General features: G+C 66.6%; 16 protein-coding genes. All 16 read right to left on the bottom strand.

What is annotated here, in order from left to right; translation table 11 throughout:
- Positions 1-180: 180 nt before the first annotated feature.
- The 16 genes from ASE79_RS00630 to ASE79_RS00555 all read right to left on the bottom strand — a co-directional run bounded on the left by ASE79_RS00630 (position 181) and on the right by ASE79_RS00555 (position 15,860).
- A complete protein-coding gene (locus ASE79_RS00630; RefSeq protein ID WP_056410748.1) occupies positions 181-627 on the bottom strand; it encodes a DMT family transporter in 447 nt (148 codons plus the stop codon).
- Positions 628-1,011: 384 nt separating this feature from the next.
- Positions 1,012-1,506 (bottom strand): nucleoside deaminase, encoded by a 495-nt coding sequence (locus tag ASE79_RS00625; protein WP_056410746.1) that lies wholly within the window; start codon positions 1,504-1,506, stop codon positions 1,012-1,014.
- Between the two features lie 56 nt (positions 1,507-1,562).
- Entirely contained in the window at positions 1,563-3,023 is a 1,461-nt protein-coding gene (locus ASE79_RS00620) for an aminotransferase class I/II-fold pyridoxal phosphate-dependent enzyme (RefSeq protein ID WP_056410743.1), read from the bottom strand.
- A gap of 289 nt (positions 3,024-3,312) precedes the next feature.
- On the bottom strand, positions 3,313-3,603 hold the full coding sequence (locus tag ASE79_RS00615; RefSeq protein ID WP_056413098.1) for an HNH endonuclease: 291 nt from the start codon (positions 3,601-3,603) through the stop codon (positions 3,313-3,315).
- A 102-nt stretch (positions 3,604-3,705) separates the two neighbouring features.
- Complete coding sequence (locus ASE79_RS00610; protein ID WP_235516703.1) at positions 3,706-4,638, bottom strand: glycosyltransferase family 2 protein; 933 nt, start codon at positions 4,636-4,638, stop codon at positions 3,706-3,708.
- Positions 4,635-5,567 carry a polysaccharide pyruvyl transferase family protein gene (locus tag ASE79_RS21500; RefSeq protein WP_056410740.1) on the bottom strand — a complete coding sequence of 311 codons (933 nt, stop codon included), beginning with the start codon at positions 5,565-5,567 and terminating at the stop codon, positions 4,635-4,637. Before ASE79_RS21500 ends, ASE79_RS00610 begins: the two co-directional genes overlap by 4 nt.
- An 11-nt stretch (positions 5,568-5,578) precedes the next feature.
- A complete protein-coding gene (locus tag ASE79_RS00600; RefSeq protein ID WP_200910296.1) occupies positions 5,579-6,589 on the bottom strand; it encodes a galactosyltransferase-related protein in 1,011 nt (336 codons plus the stop codon).
- 52 nt (positions 6,590-6,641) lie between these two features.
- Entirely contained in the window at positions 6,642-7,337 is a 696-nt protein-coding gene (locus ASE79_RS00595; RefSeq protein ID WP_056410737.1) for a PIG-L deacetylase family protein, read from the bottom strand.
- A gap of 7 nt (positions 7,338-7,344) precedes the next feature.
- On the bottom strand, positions 7,345-8,553 hold the full coding sequence (locus ASE79_RS00590; protein ID WP_056410734.1) for a glycosyltransferase family 4 protein: 1,209 nt from the start codon (positions 8,551-8,553) through the stop codon (positions 7,345-7,347).
- Positions 8,553-9,383 (bottom strand): sugar phosphate isomerase/epimerase family protein, encoded by an 831-nt coding sequence (locus ASE79_RS00585; RefSeq protein ID WP_056410731.1) that lies wholly within the window; start codon positions 9,381-9,383, stop codon positions 8,553-8,555. Before ASE79_RS00585 ends, ASE79_RS00590 begins: the two co-directional genes overlap by 1 nt.
- On the bottom strand, positions 9,380-10,900 hold the full coding sequence (locus tag ASE79_RS00580) for a YcaO-like family protein (protein ID WP_056410728.1): 1,521 nt from the start codon (positions 10,898-10,900) through the stop codon (positions 9,380-9,382). Before ASE79_RS00580 ends, ASE79_RS00585 begins: the two co-directional genes overlap by 4 nt.
- Positions 10,897-11,712 carry a hypothetical protein gene (locus ASE79_RS00575; protein ID WP_056410725.1) on the bottom strand — a complete coding sequence of 272 codons (816 nt, stop codon included), beginning with the start codon at positions 11,710-11,712 and terminating at the stop codon, positions 10,897-10,899. Before ASE79_RS00575 ends, ASE79_RS00580 begins: the two co-directional genes overlap by 4 nt.
- On the bottom strand, positions 11,703-12,698 hold the full coding sequence (locus tag ASE79_RS00570) for a Gfo/Idh/MocA family protein (protein ID WP_200910314.1): 996 nt from the start codon (positions 12,696-12,698) through the stop codon (positions 11,703-11,705). The genes ASE79_RS00575 and ASE79_RS00570 overlap by 10 nt, the downstream gene beginning before the upstream one ends.
- A gap of 2 nt (positions 12,699-12,700) precedes the next feature.
- Positions 12,701-13,795: a class I SAM-dependent methyltransferase gene (locus tag ASE79_RS00565; RefSeq protein ID WP_056410720.1), complete on the bottom strand. Its 1,095-nt coding sequence runs from the start codon at positions 13,793-13,795 to the stop codon at positions 12,701-12,703.
- On the bottom strand, positions 13,792-14,685 hold the full coding sequence (locus ASE79_RS00560) for a hypothetical protein (protein ID WP_056410717.1): 894 nt from the start codon (positions 14,683-14,685) through the stop codon (positions 13,792-13,794). Before ASE79_RS00560 ends, ASE79_RS00565 begins: the two co-directional genes overlap by 4 nt.
- On the bottom strand, positions 14,682-15,860 hold the full coding sequence (locus ASE79_RS00555) for an inositol-3-phosphate synthase (protein WP_056410715.1): 1,179 nt from the start codon (positions 15,858-15,860) through the stop codon (positions 14,682-14,684). The genes ASE79_RS00560 and ASE79_RS00555 overlap by 4 nt, the downstream gene beginning before the upstream one ends.
- Between the last annotated feature and the right edge of the window lie 147 nt (positions 15,861-16,007).

The raw sequence follows: 16,007 nt of genomic DNA, 5'->3' as shown, positions 1-16,007 counted from the left end.
TGTACCATTCGAGCAGCGCGGGACGCAGTAGCGCTGAAGTCGGGACGCGGTGAATGGTGCGCGCACGGCCGACTATGGGCTGGGCGACCGGAGGCTTTCGAACGCCGTCCGGCCAATCTCAGGCCGTTCCGTAGATCGGCGAAGACCGTAAAATCAGTCGTGTCGACCACGCACGTCGCCTCAGAACTTTGCAATCAGCGTGACGCCGCCGACCATCAATACTGCGCCGAGGAAGCGCCAAGGGTTCATCTCGTGCTGCTCCATGCGGAACAGCCCGAAATGATCGATTGCCAAGCTGGCCAGGATATTGGCGGTGATCGTGATGCCGTTGACGGGGCCGGCGCCAAGCTTCTGGATGAGCAGAAACCCGGCAAACACGGCGACCGCACCGACGATGCCCCCGAGTGGCGCCCACCACGGCATAGCGGCAAAGTCGCCCACGGTAGGCAGCGGCTTCGGCATGCACGCGAATAGAGCGACTGTCAGGAACAGGACAAGCATGAACGAGATGGAGGTTGCGAGCCACGGATTGCCGATCGACTTGTTCAGCTGACCGCCCATCGACGCACCAACGGCCTGCAACATGCCAGCGACGAAAATGAAGGGATAAGCCCAGGCTGCGTTCATCGAATGTCCCCCAATTAGAGAATGATCGGCCTGCTGCGTCTCACCCAAGCGCACATCAGACATCTGACTGCCAAACCCGGGAACATTATAAAATATCCGGGCCGGTCTCGTTTTCCTGGACGCCGAGCGTCACGGCGGTCGCTATCGGCTTCTCGCTACCGATAGCGACGGGGCTCATGCGATCGCCGGCGCGGCGCGCTTGCGCTTCGCCGCAAGGCTCTATTCCGTGGGTTTGGCGCCTTGCGTCGTTCGAGAATCCGTCGACCTTTTCCCGCCAAGTAGCCGCTTGGAAGCGCGCCCGAAGGGCCAAAGGGCCCCTTCAACCCGCAGTGACGCTGACAGCGCACCACCGATGCCAGGTCGCCGTGATGGCACGCAGCGGACTTACAGGTTGGCCTGTTCCTCCTCGCTCAGGTCAGCATCGGGGCCGTAATAGAGTTCCGCGCAGGCTTCGCGCAGGCAGCCGCCCTCGATCTCGATATCGTCCCGGTATGCATCTCCGATAAACCCGAGGGTGTCGACGTGCTTGGCTTCGAAATACATGGGATGCACGTCGCTGCGACCAGCACCGTAAACGACGCGGCCGACTTTCGACCAGATCGATGCCATCGTGCACATACCGCACGGCTGAAGCGTCGAGTATAATGTTGCCCCGCGCAGCTCCAGTTCGCCGGTTTTCTCGCACGCGCGGCGGATTGCCATCATTTCGGCATGCGCAGTCGCATCCGGCAATTCCTTGGTCTGGTTGCGTTCGGCGGCAATCACCTTGCCGTCCAGCACGATGACGCAGCCAAGTGGGGCGGTTGCGGGATCGGACCCTTTCGAGCGCGCAACCTCTATCGCCATCTGCATCCAGTGTTCGTCGGTATCAGTATGCATTATAGTCTACCTCGTTAAGGCTGCTTGAAAATCGGGGTGCTGTTCCGGTTGCCGCGTCAGCCCTGCACCACCCTTATGGTCGATCCGGTCGGGTCGACCGGATCCATCACGAAAGCGCCTGCATCACGGTTCGCGACCAGCCACGCGACATGCGCAGCCGTGATGCGCTGACCCGGAACCAGACGAGGGACACCGGGCGGCGCAGGCGCGATCATCTCGGCCGCGATACGTCCGGCAGCGCCTTCGTAGGCAATCATCTCGGCAGGACCGTAGAATGCCACAGGCCCCGGCATCGCCATGTCGACGGACAGCGTGCCAATCCCCGGAGGGGGCGCAATTGTCGGCAGGACAGAGGGGTCTGACGCAAGCTGCTTCACAAGGTCTTGCAGACCGCGGACGAGCTTGCGCAAGTCGGACTTGGTCGTTCCCAGCGATAGAACCGCGAGGATATGCCGGGCGTCGGACAGTCCCATGCTGATCCGGTGATACTTGTAGAGCCAGTCGTCGATGGCATATCCCGATACGCCCAGCGCCGAGACGTCGATCAGCACCTTGGTAACGTCCAGATCGGCCGCTGGCGGCAGGTGATCATGGCCGAACACCCGCAGCGGCGCGATACCTGCAATCTTCCTGCGGACCATGTTCGCCCGCGCAATGACGCTGGTCCACATCTGTTCACCGTTCAGCGCGTGGTCGCGCCGGGTCGCATCGAGCGTCGCGAGGATGGGCACGGACGGGCTGGTGGTCTCGAAGAGTTCATAGGCCATCCACAGACGCTGGCGATCGATCAGCTCGCCCTTGGTAACGATCACCGACGCCTGTGCGAGCGCCCCCATCGTCTTGTGCGCGCTGTAGACCGCGAGATCCGCCCCCTTTGTCAGCGGATCGTCAGGCAGCCCTTCACAAAATGCGAACGCACCACCCCAGGCGGCATCGACGATCAGGGGGATGCCGTGATCGTGACAGACGGTGGCGAGCGCGGCTATATCGCTGGTCACGCCGTAATAGGTCGGGCTGACGACGATGAACGCCTTGGCGGTCGGATGCGCCGCCAGGACGGCGCTGAGCGCGCGCGGCTCGACGCCGTGCTCGATATCCCATCCCTCGTCGATCTGTACGGGCACGATGACGGCATCGAGCCCCGTTGCCAGCGCATAGGTTCGCTCGGCCTTATGCGCGCTCGCGGCGATCAGGATGGTGTCGCCCGGCCTGGCGACGGCCGCCATCGCGGTGTGAAGGCTCTGCGTGGATCCGCCGGTCACGAACCGGCAGAAGTCGGCATTCCAAGCCTCTGCAGCGATCTCGTGCGCACGTTGCAGGGCGAGTTTACCCTCGGTACGATCGTCGAGGCCCTTCGGCGTCAGCACATCGGCTTCGAAGACCCGCTTGCCGAGCAGTGCCTTCATACCCCCGGGAATTACTGCGCCCTGGTTGTGGCCGGGCGCCCCGAAGCCGATGACCGGCCGCTTCTCGATTGCCGTCAGCGCGTCGGCCAACGGCGCAATCTTCTGATCCATGCCTAACCCTCTCGTGATCGAGTGGCTCAAACGCACGGCCGCCGGAAAAGCCCGCGAGGATCGTTGATCTTCGTTACCAAACAAGACGTTACCGGTTGGCGGGCATGGACCAGAACTGCCGCCTGCCTAGCTTGGGCAGTCTGTCGGCGGGCTACTGCAATAGTGAGGACAAGGACGCGATCGGCACCCTCTCGGGACCGTCGGCCGGCTACTACGCAGTGCGGGCACGCTCGCGCACGGTCAGCTACCCGGCGCAACCAGGTCCGCATGGTGACATGAACCGATATGCCTACCGTGTATCGGGTCGGCGGGTCGGCGCATGAAAATCCGCAGGTTTGTCCGCGATCCAATGCAGGAAGCGGCTAATATCCGGGCGAGCCTTCAACACCGCGACGTCCGCGAATGTGGTGGCAAGCTCCTGGTTGGACACGCTGGCATGGATGATGCGGTGACAGATCGGATGGACCGGCATGACTTCCGTGCCACCACGGCTTTTCGGTATCCGGTGATGCCATTCGACTTTTTTACCGAGAAGCCGCTCGCACAGCCCGCACCGACCGATGTCCTCGGTGGACGTCATCCGAGCCTCGGCCTGGACCAGACCCGCTATCCGTTTCACCCGTCCGCCCATCACCGAAATATGGTGTTGCGCGGGGGAATATCCAGCGGCCTCAAAACCTTGTCAGGCGCCAGCCGCCATAATCCGCTGCAGGGTCGATCGTATCGCGATCCACCAGAAATAGGCGAAGCCCCGGGCCTTGTGGCGCAGGCGGAACCAGTAGAACCGCCTGATGCCGGCATGTGTGGTCACCGGCCGCGTCAGGTCGAAGCGCACTGCCAGAATGTCGTCCACGATGGCACGAAGCGCGCGCCGGTCGGAGAAGAGATATTTGGCGTACAGCGCACCATCGCCAAAGCTGTAGCCCGCGAGCAACCGCGTCTCATCGTCAACATCGCGACGCCCGTGGTGATGGTCGACCACCATCAGCGGGTCATAGAGCACCGCAACGCCAAGGCCTGCCGCACGAAACAGGAAGTCTGTATCCTCGGCTGCGATGAATGGCGCACCGGCGCCGAACCGTTCATCGAAGCATCCCGTCAACCGTCGGACATCCGCGGTGAACGCCAGATTTGCCCCCATGACGAAACCGCCCGGAAACCCTTTCGAAGACGCGACCATCGGGTGATCTTCGAGCTTGATGGTGACGGGGAGATCGGCAGGGTTGCCCAGCAGGATCCGGCCGCCAATGATCGCCGGTCCGCTGACCCTTTCGAACGCGGCGCAGAGCGCTGAGAAATAGTTTTCATGCAAGACGCAATCGTCATCGGTCATGGCCACGATGCGACCAGTGCAGCGCGTAAGCCCAGTGTTGCGTGCACGGGCGAGCCCTGGATGCGGCTCTTGGACGAGATGGACGGGGAAGGCCTGCACCGCCTGCCATTGCGCCAATCGCCGCGGGGTATCGTCGAGCGAGCCGTTGTCGACCAGGACGACTTCCACGGCAAGATGGCCGGCATAGGCTGCCGCCCGCTCCACGGACTCGAGCGTCGACGCCAGCGAGCTTGCCCGATTTCGCGTGCAGATGAGGAGACTGACGTCGATCGCCTGCGTCACGTTGCGCTGATGCGCTGCTTGGCCAGGGCCAGGGCCTGTTCGCTCGTCGTCGCCCTCGTCACGATCGCATCCGGCCCGGCCCAGGCGTCCAGATATGCTGCGATCTTGCCGTATTCGTTGTCGAGCACGACGTGGGGGATACCAAGCAGGTCCGCGATGATGTGGCCGTGCAGCCGATCCGTCACGACGACCCGGCCCTGCGAGAGCAGCCGCAGCCCCCGGTCGACTCGGGCGACGGCTTGCGCCTCGCGCGCCGTCGCGCTGCCCCCGAGCGGCAGATCGGCATCGTCCTCGAGCCAGTCGACGATGGTCGCTCCATCCTCCGACGGTACCGCATAGCCCTGCCGTTCGTCGTCGGTGCGCATCAGCATCAGCACGTCGCCTTGCGGCGCGCCACGCAGTTGTTCGCCCAAAGCATAGGCCGAGTCCGGTGCGAGGTGCGACGGGCATGCCAGATGCCGGCGGGCGAAGTCCAGGCTGCGGGCATCACGGACGTAGAGGACGAAGTCCGGATGGTCGGCGACGAGCTTGGCGAACCGATCGACCTGCGTCGGCACGCGATAATGGATCGACTGGGGGAGCTGCACGATGGTTCGGTCGCGCACCGTCGCCAGGATATCCTCGCGGAATAGCTGGTGATGCGGCCAGATGTCGCCAAGGTTTCCGCCGCCATGCAGGAACAGGACGCCGTCGGGGCAGGCATCGCGAAAGGCATCGAGGTCGAAATCGTGCCAGGTCGAGACGTAGCACGGATCGCGCCCCGTTATCTGCCGCAGCAGGGCGAGTTCGCCAAGCCAGATCGCGCTGTCGCCGACATTCGCATGGTCGGGAAAGTCTAGCAGCGCGTAGCGTGACCCGATCGCGACATGCGTTCGATAGAAGGCGGCGAGAATGGCGCGCTGCTCGCCCAGGTGCTTGGGGGCCGTCATGCACGCGATCCTCATTCGGCGGCTGCAGCTTTCTCGGTGGCCGCGAGCCGGTCCTCGAGCAAGCGGATGACGGTCGCGGTATTGGCATAGGGCTGGTGGCTTTGCTGCCCGGTCAGCGCGAGATCGGCGGCATCCGGGCGCCGCAGGATGCGGATCGGCCGCCCCGGCGTCATGTCGATCAGGTCCATGAGGCGGAATGCGTGGAGCCAGTGGCCCATCGTCCGATAGCCCCATTTGCTCTCGAACAGCTCGGCGTTGCGCACGACGCTGTCGAGATGGTGGACCGGCGGCATGTGGTGGGGGTGGTATTGATGATAGGCCAGCGCACCCTTGACCCAGGCGATCGGGATGCCCGCCTGGTCGATCGCCTTGCCGAAATCGGTATCCTCACCGCCATAGCCGACATAGCGTTCGTCGAAACCGCCCAGCCCGAGGAACGTCGCGCGCCGCATCGCGAAGCTCAGTGACCAGAAGCAGCGATAGTCGGTGCAGATCTCGATGCCCTGGGGCGGGGGGCCGCGACGGTCGGAATGCTTCACCGCAACCTCGGCGAACCGGTCATATGACCAGTTGCCGGCGGTCGCACCGCCCGGCAGATACAACACCTCGCCCATCAGCAACCCGTCGAACCCGGCGAGGAACCCGGCATAGTCCGCGACCAGAGTCGGCGTCGGAATGCAATCCATGTCGAGAAACACGATCACCTCGCCGGTCGCGACGCGGGTGGCGGCGTTGCGCGCCGATGCGAGCGGGAGCACGTCGGCGACGATCTGGATCTGGCGGATCGGAAACGGCGCGTCGGGAAGCACGTAGAGCTCGTCCTGCATCACCGCGACGATCAGCTCGGTCGGCATCAGCGTCTGGCGCGTCAGGCCGAGCACGACGTTGACGAGATGGTCGGGGCGTCCCTTGCCGACGATCAGCTCGGTCGGCATCAGCGTCTGGCGCGTCAGGCCGAGCACGACGTTGACGAGATGGTCGGGGCGTCCCTTGCCGAGGGTGACGACGGAAACTTCGGTCATGATGATGGCTCTGCCTGGAATTGGGGGACGCGCGGCGACGGGCGCCGGTCGGTCAGTGCGCGTGAAGCGGGTAGAACCGTTCCTCGAAGACCCGTTCGGTCCGCGCCGACATCGCCTCTACGCCGCCGAACTGGAAGCCGAGTTGCGACCCGTACGCGGCGCAGGCGGCGATACGCCGCGCACGCGTTGCGGGCGTGAGCTGTTCGATCATCGCGGGCATGGCGGCAACGCGGTCTTCGCGGTCGGCATAAGGCCAGTCTTCCCATAGCAACACGGTAAGATCGGCACAGGATCGCCGTATCGCGTCCAGAACGACGTGATGGTCGACATGGTTGCCAAGGCACAACGGCCCCAGCACAAGATCCGGCTTCTCCGCCGCGAAAAGCTCGACCAGTGCCGCCGCCAGATCGTCGACGATCCGGTCGTCGGGCAGGCGGGCCGCGAACAGCATCTTTGCCGAGGCGTAACCGCGATGGGGCGCCTCCAGGAACGGCAAATGGATCGCGCGCCCACCCAGTGCCCGGCACGCAGCGAGATCCTCGCCCCGGCGCAGCGCCATATAGTCGATGTCTGCGCCCAGCCCCTTGTCGAGCTGACAGGCGAGCGCGAACCCGGTTGGCTGCGCGACGTTGCCGGTGAAGCACGTCGCGACGGTAACGTCCCAGCCCTGGTCGACGCGCGACGCCAGCAGCCCGCCTGCGGAGAAGGCCGCGTCGTCCAGATGCGGCGATATTGCGAGCAGCTTCATCGATCGCTCACAACAGATGTGGTTCGCTGCGGAAGCGGCAGGGGGTCATCGGCAGGGTCGTATCGAAGCCGGTTTGCGGATGCCCCCTCAGGTCGCGGTAGATGCCGACGATCTGCTGCCCGACCGCGTCCCAGCTATACACCCGGCGGCATTCTTCCAGCGCGGCGGTCGCCAGACGCGTGCGCAGCCGGGTATCGGTGATGATACGAGTCAGCGAGGCCGCGAGCGCCGGCACATCGCCGGGATCGGTCAGCATGCCGTTCTCGTCGTCGCGGACGCAGTCGACCACGCCGACGGCGTGGCACGATACCACCGCAAGGCCGCACGCCATCGCCTCGAGGATGGTGTTCGAGAACCCCTCTGCGTAGGTCGGCGATACGAACACGTCATGCGCGCGGTAGAGTTCCGGCACCGCATCATAATCCGCATAGCCGCTGAAGGTTACACGGTCGGTAAGCTGTAGCTCTGTCGCAAGCGCCTGGGCGGGGTCGACGTCGGGACCGATGCCGGAGATGGTCGCGTGCCAGTCGCCGCGCACGGCCGGTAGCGCCTGGAGGAAATCGAGCACGCCTTTGCGGCGGTCGACGCGGCCGTGATAGAGCAGCCGGACCGGGCCTTCGGGCGCGGTCGTCACCGCGGGTGTAAAATGGTCGGTATCGACCGCCCCCGGAACGATCGTGAACCGGTCGAGCGGGGTGCCGAGCCGGTCATGGACTTCTCCGGCGAAGCTGGCGCCGCCGATCAGCAGCGCGCCGGCATGGTCGAGCACGCGCACCATCGCGAGCCGGTGCGTCTCGCAGCACGAGCCGACCCAATGCCCGTCACCGCCCTGGATCGACACGACGCAGGGGAGGCCGAGACGCTGGGCGGCGATCATCGTCGCCCAGCCGGTCGGATAGCCATATTGCGCGTGCAGCAGGTCGAACGGATGCGCCGCATGATCGCGCGCAATCGCCTCGACCATCGCATCGATATCGCGTTCGAAGTCGCCGCCGTCCTGTTCGCCGAGCGCTTCGAGGCCGACGACGCGCACGCCCGGCACCGGGGGCGGGGGGCCGCCGCCATAGACGCGGGCGCGGGCGGGGTCGCCGTAATATTGGCTGATCATCGTCACGTCGTGGCCCGCTGCGACGAGCTGGCGCAGCAGGTTGATCGCGTAGATCGACATCCCCGATATCGCGGGGAAAAAGCGGCGCGAGACGAAGCAGATCCGCATCAGGACAGCGCCGCGCGCAGATAGGCGATCGACTCCGGAATGGCCTGATGCGCACGCGGGCTCTCGCGCGACAGTTCGACGCAGACCAGCTTGTCGAAGCCGATCGACTCCAGCGCGGCAAGGATGGCGGGAATGTCCATGTCGCCCTGTCCGAACGGCAAATGCGTGTGATCGCCGCGGCGCATGTCCTCGACCGCGACGGTCCCGAGGCGGTCGGCATAGGCGCGAACGGCAGCGTCTGGCGCGATGTCCTGCGTGACGAGGCAATGGCCGGTGTCGAGCGCGAGACGCAGGTCCGGATGGCGGCGCGCGAGCCGCGCATAGTCTTCCACCGTCTCGATCAGCATGCCGGGCTCGGGCTCCAGGCTGACCGGGATGCCGGTTCGTGCCGCATGCTCGACGACCTTGCCGAGCCCCGAGTCGAGCCAGTCAAGCGCATCGTGCCGGGCGACACCGGGTTTCGGCACACCCGCCCAGAACGACACGGTCTCGGCATTCAGGATCGCGGCGACCTCGAGCGCGCGGGCGAGGAACGCGACCCGCCGATCACGCCCCGCGGGGTCCGCCGTGACCAGCGTCGGTTCATGCTTGTCGCGCGGGTCGAGCAGATAGCGCGCACCGGTCTCGATCACCGATCCCAGCCCCAGCGACCGCAGCAGCGCGCCGACCCGCTCCGCCTCGCGCGCCCAATCGTCGGCAAAGGGATCGAGGTGGTGATGATCCAGCGTGAGCGCGACGCCGTCATAGCCCGCGTCCGCGATCAGGTGCAGCGCGTCGTCGAGGCGGTGGTTGGCCGCCCCGTTGGTATTGTAGGCGAAACGAAGCGTCATCGTGCCGCCTCCGTCTCGAGGCTCTGTTCGGACCAGGCGACGTGATGCGCTTCGGGTTCGCGGTAGAGCGGATAGAGCGGGCCGACGATCTCGTCCGCCAGCGCGGTATCGAAGAAGGGCTGACCGCCCAGCCGTGCGATCGCTTCGTCCGTCAGGCGGACGGGCCGGCGAGTCGTGCTCGCCTCGCCACCGAAGCTGACCAGCGGGCTGTCGAGCGCGACGAGCTTGGCGACGTTGCGTTCGCCGATCCGGTAATAGCTCATCGTCTCGACTTCCATGCCCGGCACGATCACCTTGACGACCGCGACGCTGGAATCCGCTGGGGACATGTCGACGTAGAGGATGTCGAACCCGGCGGTCTCGACCGCCTCTCGCGCCAATTGGCCGCGCGCGCGGGCATCGGGGACGTCGGCGCGGGGCAGGTCTGCAAAGGCATGGCGGCTGCGCTCGGCGAGCATCGTCCCGGCGAGCCAGTCGCGCAAGGTCGCGGCGTCGACGTCGGTCCAGCGCTGCATCTCCGTGAAGGCGCGGCTGTCGCTCGATTTCGCGGCCCCGCCGGCCTGCGCCATGAACCGATCGATATAGCCGCGCGGCGCGATCGTCTCGGCAAGCGCCATCGGGCCGTGCGCGAACGCCTTGCGCGCGCGGCTGGCGGCGTATTCGGCGATCGCCTTGGCCAAGGCCTGCACGGCGTCGGGATGCGCCGCCTCGCCGCACGCGGTCGCCATGATCGGCACCGCGGGCTCACGTGCATCGACCCCGACGCAATAGACGTTGGCGAGGCCGAACTCGTCGGTCGCGAATTTGGGGATCACGCGGACGTCGGCGGTGGCGAACCGGTTGACCAGATCGCCGATCTCGGCGGGCAGGCATTCAGGCAGGTCGATCGCGACGCCGCGGTCGAGCGCGCGGAACAGCAACCCGTTGCCGTCGCGCTGGAGGATCTCGCACAGTCCGTGGCCGATCGCCCAGTCGAGGTCCGGCCCCGCGCCCATCCCGTTGGAGATGATCGTCGTGAACGGCACGTAGCCTGGGGCCAGTTCCTTGGCGGAATAGGCGGCGAGGTCGATCGGCACGAGGACGCTCGAGCCGTCCGCCCACCGTCGGGCCTCGACCCAGTCGAGCGGCGTCTCGCGGCCAACCGGAGACCCGGCGGGAAGGCACAGCGTCAGCGGATCGGCGATCCCGCGTTCGCCGCGTTCGCGGACGAGGTCGGCATAGCTGCCATGCGTCTTGCCGCGCGCGGACAAGGTCAGCGTCGGCCAGACCATCTCGGCGATCTCGCCCAACGCGCCGAGGATCGCGGCCTGGTCGGTTGCGCCATAGCCGACGCCATAGGGCATGATGCCGTCGAGGTCCGCGGTTTCGGGAAATAGCGCGACCACCCAGACGGGGATGCCGACACGGTCGATGCCGTCGATCGGGAACGCGACGATGTCGCCGGCGGGAAACGCGTCGAGATACAGATGGCAGGCCGCGTCCAACTGTTCGGGCAGGCCGGTGATAGTGCGGGTCATAGCGGGATCCTCTTCACGCCCGGCGCACGGGCCAGCGCCTCGTCGAGCACGGCGACGGCGACATCGCGGCCGACTTCGGGGGCATATTCGAACGGGGTCAGGACGGCATCGAACGCCAGCGGCGCGATTACCGCGCGGTAATGGCGGATCTCGCCATGCGTCAGCGGGATGTCCTTGTGGAACGCCTTGTGACTGGAGATCGCGTGGCTGACACCCGCTTCGTCCTGGTCGATCTTGAACATGTCGCCGCAGAACAGGCGCTTGCCGACCGCATCGTGGAGCGCGGCCTGACCTTCGTAATGTCCGCCGACGTGATGCAGCGTATAGCCCGGCGCGATCTCCAGGACTTCGTCATAGGGCGTCGTGACGCGGAACGCCTTGGTCATGCCGAGGTCGTCCTTGTGGATCGCGAGCATCTCGGGCGCGCAGTCGCGCTGGAGCTGGAACAGCGCGCCATAGCCATGCGCGTGACTGGCGGCGAGGTAGCGGATGCCGCCGAGCCGCACGATCTGGTCGAGCATCGCGCGCGAATAATAGGGGGCGGCCTCGAAGGCGATGTTGCCGCCCTCGCGCACGATCAGCCAGCCAGTGCCGCCGAGCCCGAGATGCGGTGTGGTCGTGAAGGCCCAGAGATCGTCGGCAACCTGCCGCCAGCTGCCGTCATGGCTTGCGGCGACGTCGTGCTCGGGGAGGAAGCGCCAGCCGTCCTCGGGCAGGTCGTTGCGCGTGTCGTTGCAGACCGCGCAATCGGCGGGCGCGAAGTGTCGCTGCCAGAAGCCGCAATGCGCGCAGGCATACCAGCTCAGAGGCACGATCGCGCCTCGCTATAGGCGGCGTCGAATAGTCGCATCAGCGACAGGTCCCGGTCGATAGAGAAATCATGCGCGTCGCCGCGGACGGCGGCGGCGAACGCGGCGGCCTGCGCGGCAAAGGGCGACAGTGCGGCGTCGAAGGGCAGGGCGGTCTCGTCCCCGGTGCGCGCGCAACGCCGGATCACGGTGCCGCCCTCGGTCTGGCCCATCGTGTCGGTCGCGACCAGCAGTCCGTCCTCGCCGAGGATCTCGAGCCGGCGGCGCGGCAGCACCTCGGGGCAGTTATAGGCTACATGGCTCTGGACCAGGATGCCGCCTGCGGTGCGCCCCGACAGGATGCCGCCATCGTCGACCGGATAGTCGTGGATACGCCGCTGCAGGTCGATGTGCAGACGCGCGAGCGGTTCGTCGACCAGCATCGCCGCCAGATCGAGGCCGTGGAGCGCAAGGTCGATGACCGCGCCGCCACCGGCTGCGGCCGGGTCGGCGCGCCAGTTGCACCCGCCATCGCCAGCGGTCGGCGACCAGCTCGGGTCGACCCAACAGGCGTAGACGATCCGCACCGCGATCGGTCGGCCGATCGCTCCGTCGCGGATCGCCTGCGCCATCGCGCGGTGCGCGGGGTGATGGCGCTGGTCGAACGCGGTGCCGTAGAGATGCCCTGCAACGGACGCGCCGATGGCTTCGGCATCGTCCAGCGTCGCGGCGATCGGCTTTTCGCAAAGCACCGGAACGCCCGCCGCAACCGCCGCGCGGACCGGGTCGGCATGGAGGTTGTTGGGCGTGGCGACGTAGATGCAGTCGAGCTTGGCATCGGCCAGCATCGCCTCGGCCGTATCATAAGCGAGGATACCGCCCGACATCGCGCTGGCCTGCGCCATTGGCGAGGGGTCGGCGATCGCGACCACTGTTCCGCCCGATGCCGCGATCCCCGGCGCCATGTAATCGCGCGCGACCCAGCCGAAGCCGACGATGCCCCACCGCATGCTCACCACCGCGCCGGCAGGTCGAGGACACGGCGGTGCCGCGCCGCATCGCCGGTATCCGACAGCCATGTGGCCGCTGCGCCATATTCCGCGCGGTAGCGGTCGGAGGGCCAGCGCGGACCGGTATCACCGAGCAACGGATTGGGCACCAGCACCGCCTCGGCAACCGGCATCGCCAGCCCGCCGGTCAGCGGTCGTGGCGCATCGCCGTCCGGCTCGACGATCGACCAGGCCTCGATCGCGGGGTCGTCGGACCATCCGGTCGGGGCGGGTGCATCGCAAGCCAGCAACGCGCGCCGCAACTCGCGTTCGTCATAGACAGTCGCATCGGGGAACAAAGTCGCCCACTCGGCACCGTCGCGAGCGGGGCCCATTGCCCCGCCCGCGACGGCGGCGTTGTGGATGTGGCTGACGGCGAGCACGCCGCCGGGGGCGACGGCCTCGCGCAACAGCGCGGCGACGCGGGGCTGATCGGGCAGGAAATAAAAGGCGTCGTGACACGCGACCAGGTCGAAGCGCTGCGCCGCGACCGGCCACTTTCCTGCGGCATCGAACACGACATAATCGGCGGCGGGCGCCACCCAATGCTTGGCGAGCCAGCATTTCGAGAACACCACGTCCGCGCCGATACACGCGACGCCGCGCGCGGTAAGTTCGCGGAGATAATGACCGATTCCGCAGGCAAGCTCGAACGCGGTCTTCGGCTGCCGCCAGTGCGCCTCGACCAGCGCGAGCCCGGCGAGATAGGTCGGATCGCTCCAGCGATGCGCGAAATAGTCGGCCACCGGCCCCATCCGGAGCAACGCCATCGCCGCGCGCAGCGACAGCGTGTCGCGCTCGCGCACCAGCTGTTTCAGCTCGCCGAGATCGGTCGCGGGGCCGGTCCACCACGCATCCTGATCGGTCAGCAGCGCCAACAGCGCATCGTCCGGGCAACCCGCGTCGAGATGGTCGAGTGCCACCGCCACCAGACCTTCGCTGTCGGTCCGCAGATACGGGATGCCGTCGACCACCGGCCAGCGCTCGCCGGGGGCGGCGAGCGAATGCGGCGTATCCGCGACCAGCGGCCTTCCGGAAAGCGGCGAGCGATAGGTCACAACAGGCCGACGTCGCTCAGCACGCGATCGTGGAACGTCTTGACCGGTCCGGCATGGACGAGCTCATAGGTGTGGAGGACGCTGTCCATCGTTGCCGATGCGGCGCGGAGATGCTGTTCGATCTCCAGCACCCGATCGAGCACGTCGGCGGCATGGAACGCGCGTGCCGCCGGGGTGGCATCGCCGGCGATCGGCGCGATCGCCGCGCGGACCTGTGCCGCGACCGCCGGATCTAGCATCGCCATTGCCTGTTCGCGCGCGGCATCGATCACGCGGTCGAGCAGGTCGCTGAGCAGCACCTCGCCGGTAAACCCCGCATCGGGCATCGCGGCATTGTGGAAATGATGCGCCATCGACGCGAGGAACACCTCTGCCGGATCCGCGCCATAGCCGGGCGCCGCGAGCACGCCGTACACCGCGACGATCAGGCAATGCTCGGCGTGGTTTTCGGCGGGCTGGAGCAGCAGGCGTGGCCGACCGGGGCAGGTGACGCCGGCGCGCGGCTGCGTCGCGAGCTGTGGGACGAACCGAGGTACCGGGCCGGCCGCCGGCGCACCTTCCGGGAGCGCATCGCGCAATTCGGCGGCGAGTGCGGGGTCGAGCAGCATCGCCACCTCGTCGAACGCGCGTTCGAGCACGGCGCGCGCTTCCGCGTCGGAAAGACCAAGCTCGGCGAGCGTGGCACGGTCGAGATCGCCCAGCCGTGCCGCGGCGAGCGCGGCGGCAACCGTGCGGCGCATGACGGCCACCGGTGCCTCACCCGCCGCCAGCGCGGCCCAGCCACACGCGAACAACCGCTCCGCAATCGATCCTTCGCGCTCCGCCGAGCGGATCCGCTTCAGGTCGCCGAGTTCGCGCAACAGCGGCAGGTACGCTGCGCCAAAACTCACCGGCGGTCGAGCCAGGTGTCGAGGATCAGCTGCTGCTCGCCGAACGCGTGGATCGGTTCGCCGCCATCGGCGGTCTGCGGCATCTTGAAGAAGATCCCCATCTGGTCCTGCACGCCGCCGTCGCCGCGCGTCTGCGCCAGTGCCAGGCAGCGCGCAATCTCGATCGCGAGCGGCGCGGCGAGCACCGAGTCCTTGCACAGGAAGTTCAGCTTCAACTGCATCTTCTGGCCGAGGAAGCCGGTCAGGTCGATATTGTCCCACGCTTCCTTGTTGTCGCCGCGCGGCTTGTAATAATGGATCATGATGATGTGATCCTCGACCGGATAGCCGAGGATCTGGTCGAGCACCGACTTTTTGGTATCGACCTTCGACGCGAGGCTCTTGGGATCGTCGAGCGCGAGGCCGTCCGAATTGCCCAGGATGTTGGTCGAGAACCAGCCGTCGACGTGCAGCGCGCGGTCCCGCAGCGCCGGCGCGATCACGGTCTTCAGCAGCGTCTGCCCGGTCTTGCCGTCCTTGCCGGCGATCGGCACGCCGCGCTGGCTGGCAAGCTCGGCGAGCGGGGCGACGTCAGCGGCAACCGATGGCGTGAAATTGGCATAGGGTGTGTCGCTGGCAATCGCGGCATAGGCGTAGAGCATCGCCGGGCTGATCGCCGCGTCGTCGCTGTCGAGACCGCGCTCGAACCCCTCGACGCTGGTCAGCGCGTCCGCAGCGAGATCGGCCTTGCGCTCGGTCGAGGCGAGATTGATCATCACCACCCGGTCGAGATTCTGCTCGCTCTTGAAGCGCGCGAGATCGTCCTGGATGTGCTTGACCGCGGCACGGTGGCCGGGCGCGGCGATCTTGTTGGCGCCGTCGATGTTCGCACAGAAATCGGTCGATCCGACAGCGGGCCAGGGCCGCATGTCCGACAGGCTTGCGGCCCCGTTGGCAAGATCGCTCTCGGTGAGCACGCCGTGCTTGAGCGCAGCGGTCGCGAGGTCGTCATGGCTGAGGTCCCAGCCGCCGAAATGCAGATCGCGGTATGCCGACATGCCCTCGACATCGCGGCTGGCGAGCGGCAAGCCCGACAGGTCGTTCGACCCCGCGCGGATCATCGCGATCCCCGCCGCCGCGGTAGTGGCCACCGCGCCATTCAGTCCGATCACTGCGATCCCGACCCGTTCGCCCATAACTACGTCCTCTCAAAACAGAGGGCGGGGCTAGCCAACCAATAAACAAAGTCCACCGATCTATGCCAAAATGCGGGTTAAACTGCTCTGGGAATTACATATGTTTCCGATTTTCAGGTATGGTGTCAACGGTCCGGCCTGCAAACC

The organism is Sphingomonas sp. Leaf28, assembly GCF_001421685.1.
Taxonomy (GTDB): Bacteria; Pseudomonadota; Alphaproteobacteria; order Sphingomonadales; family Sphingomonadaceae; genus Sphingomonas; species Sphingomonas aurantiaca.
The sequence above is the reverse complement of the archived record's forward strand: the minus strand, read 5'-3'. Positions and strand labels throughout refer to the sequence as shown.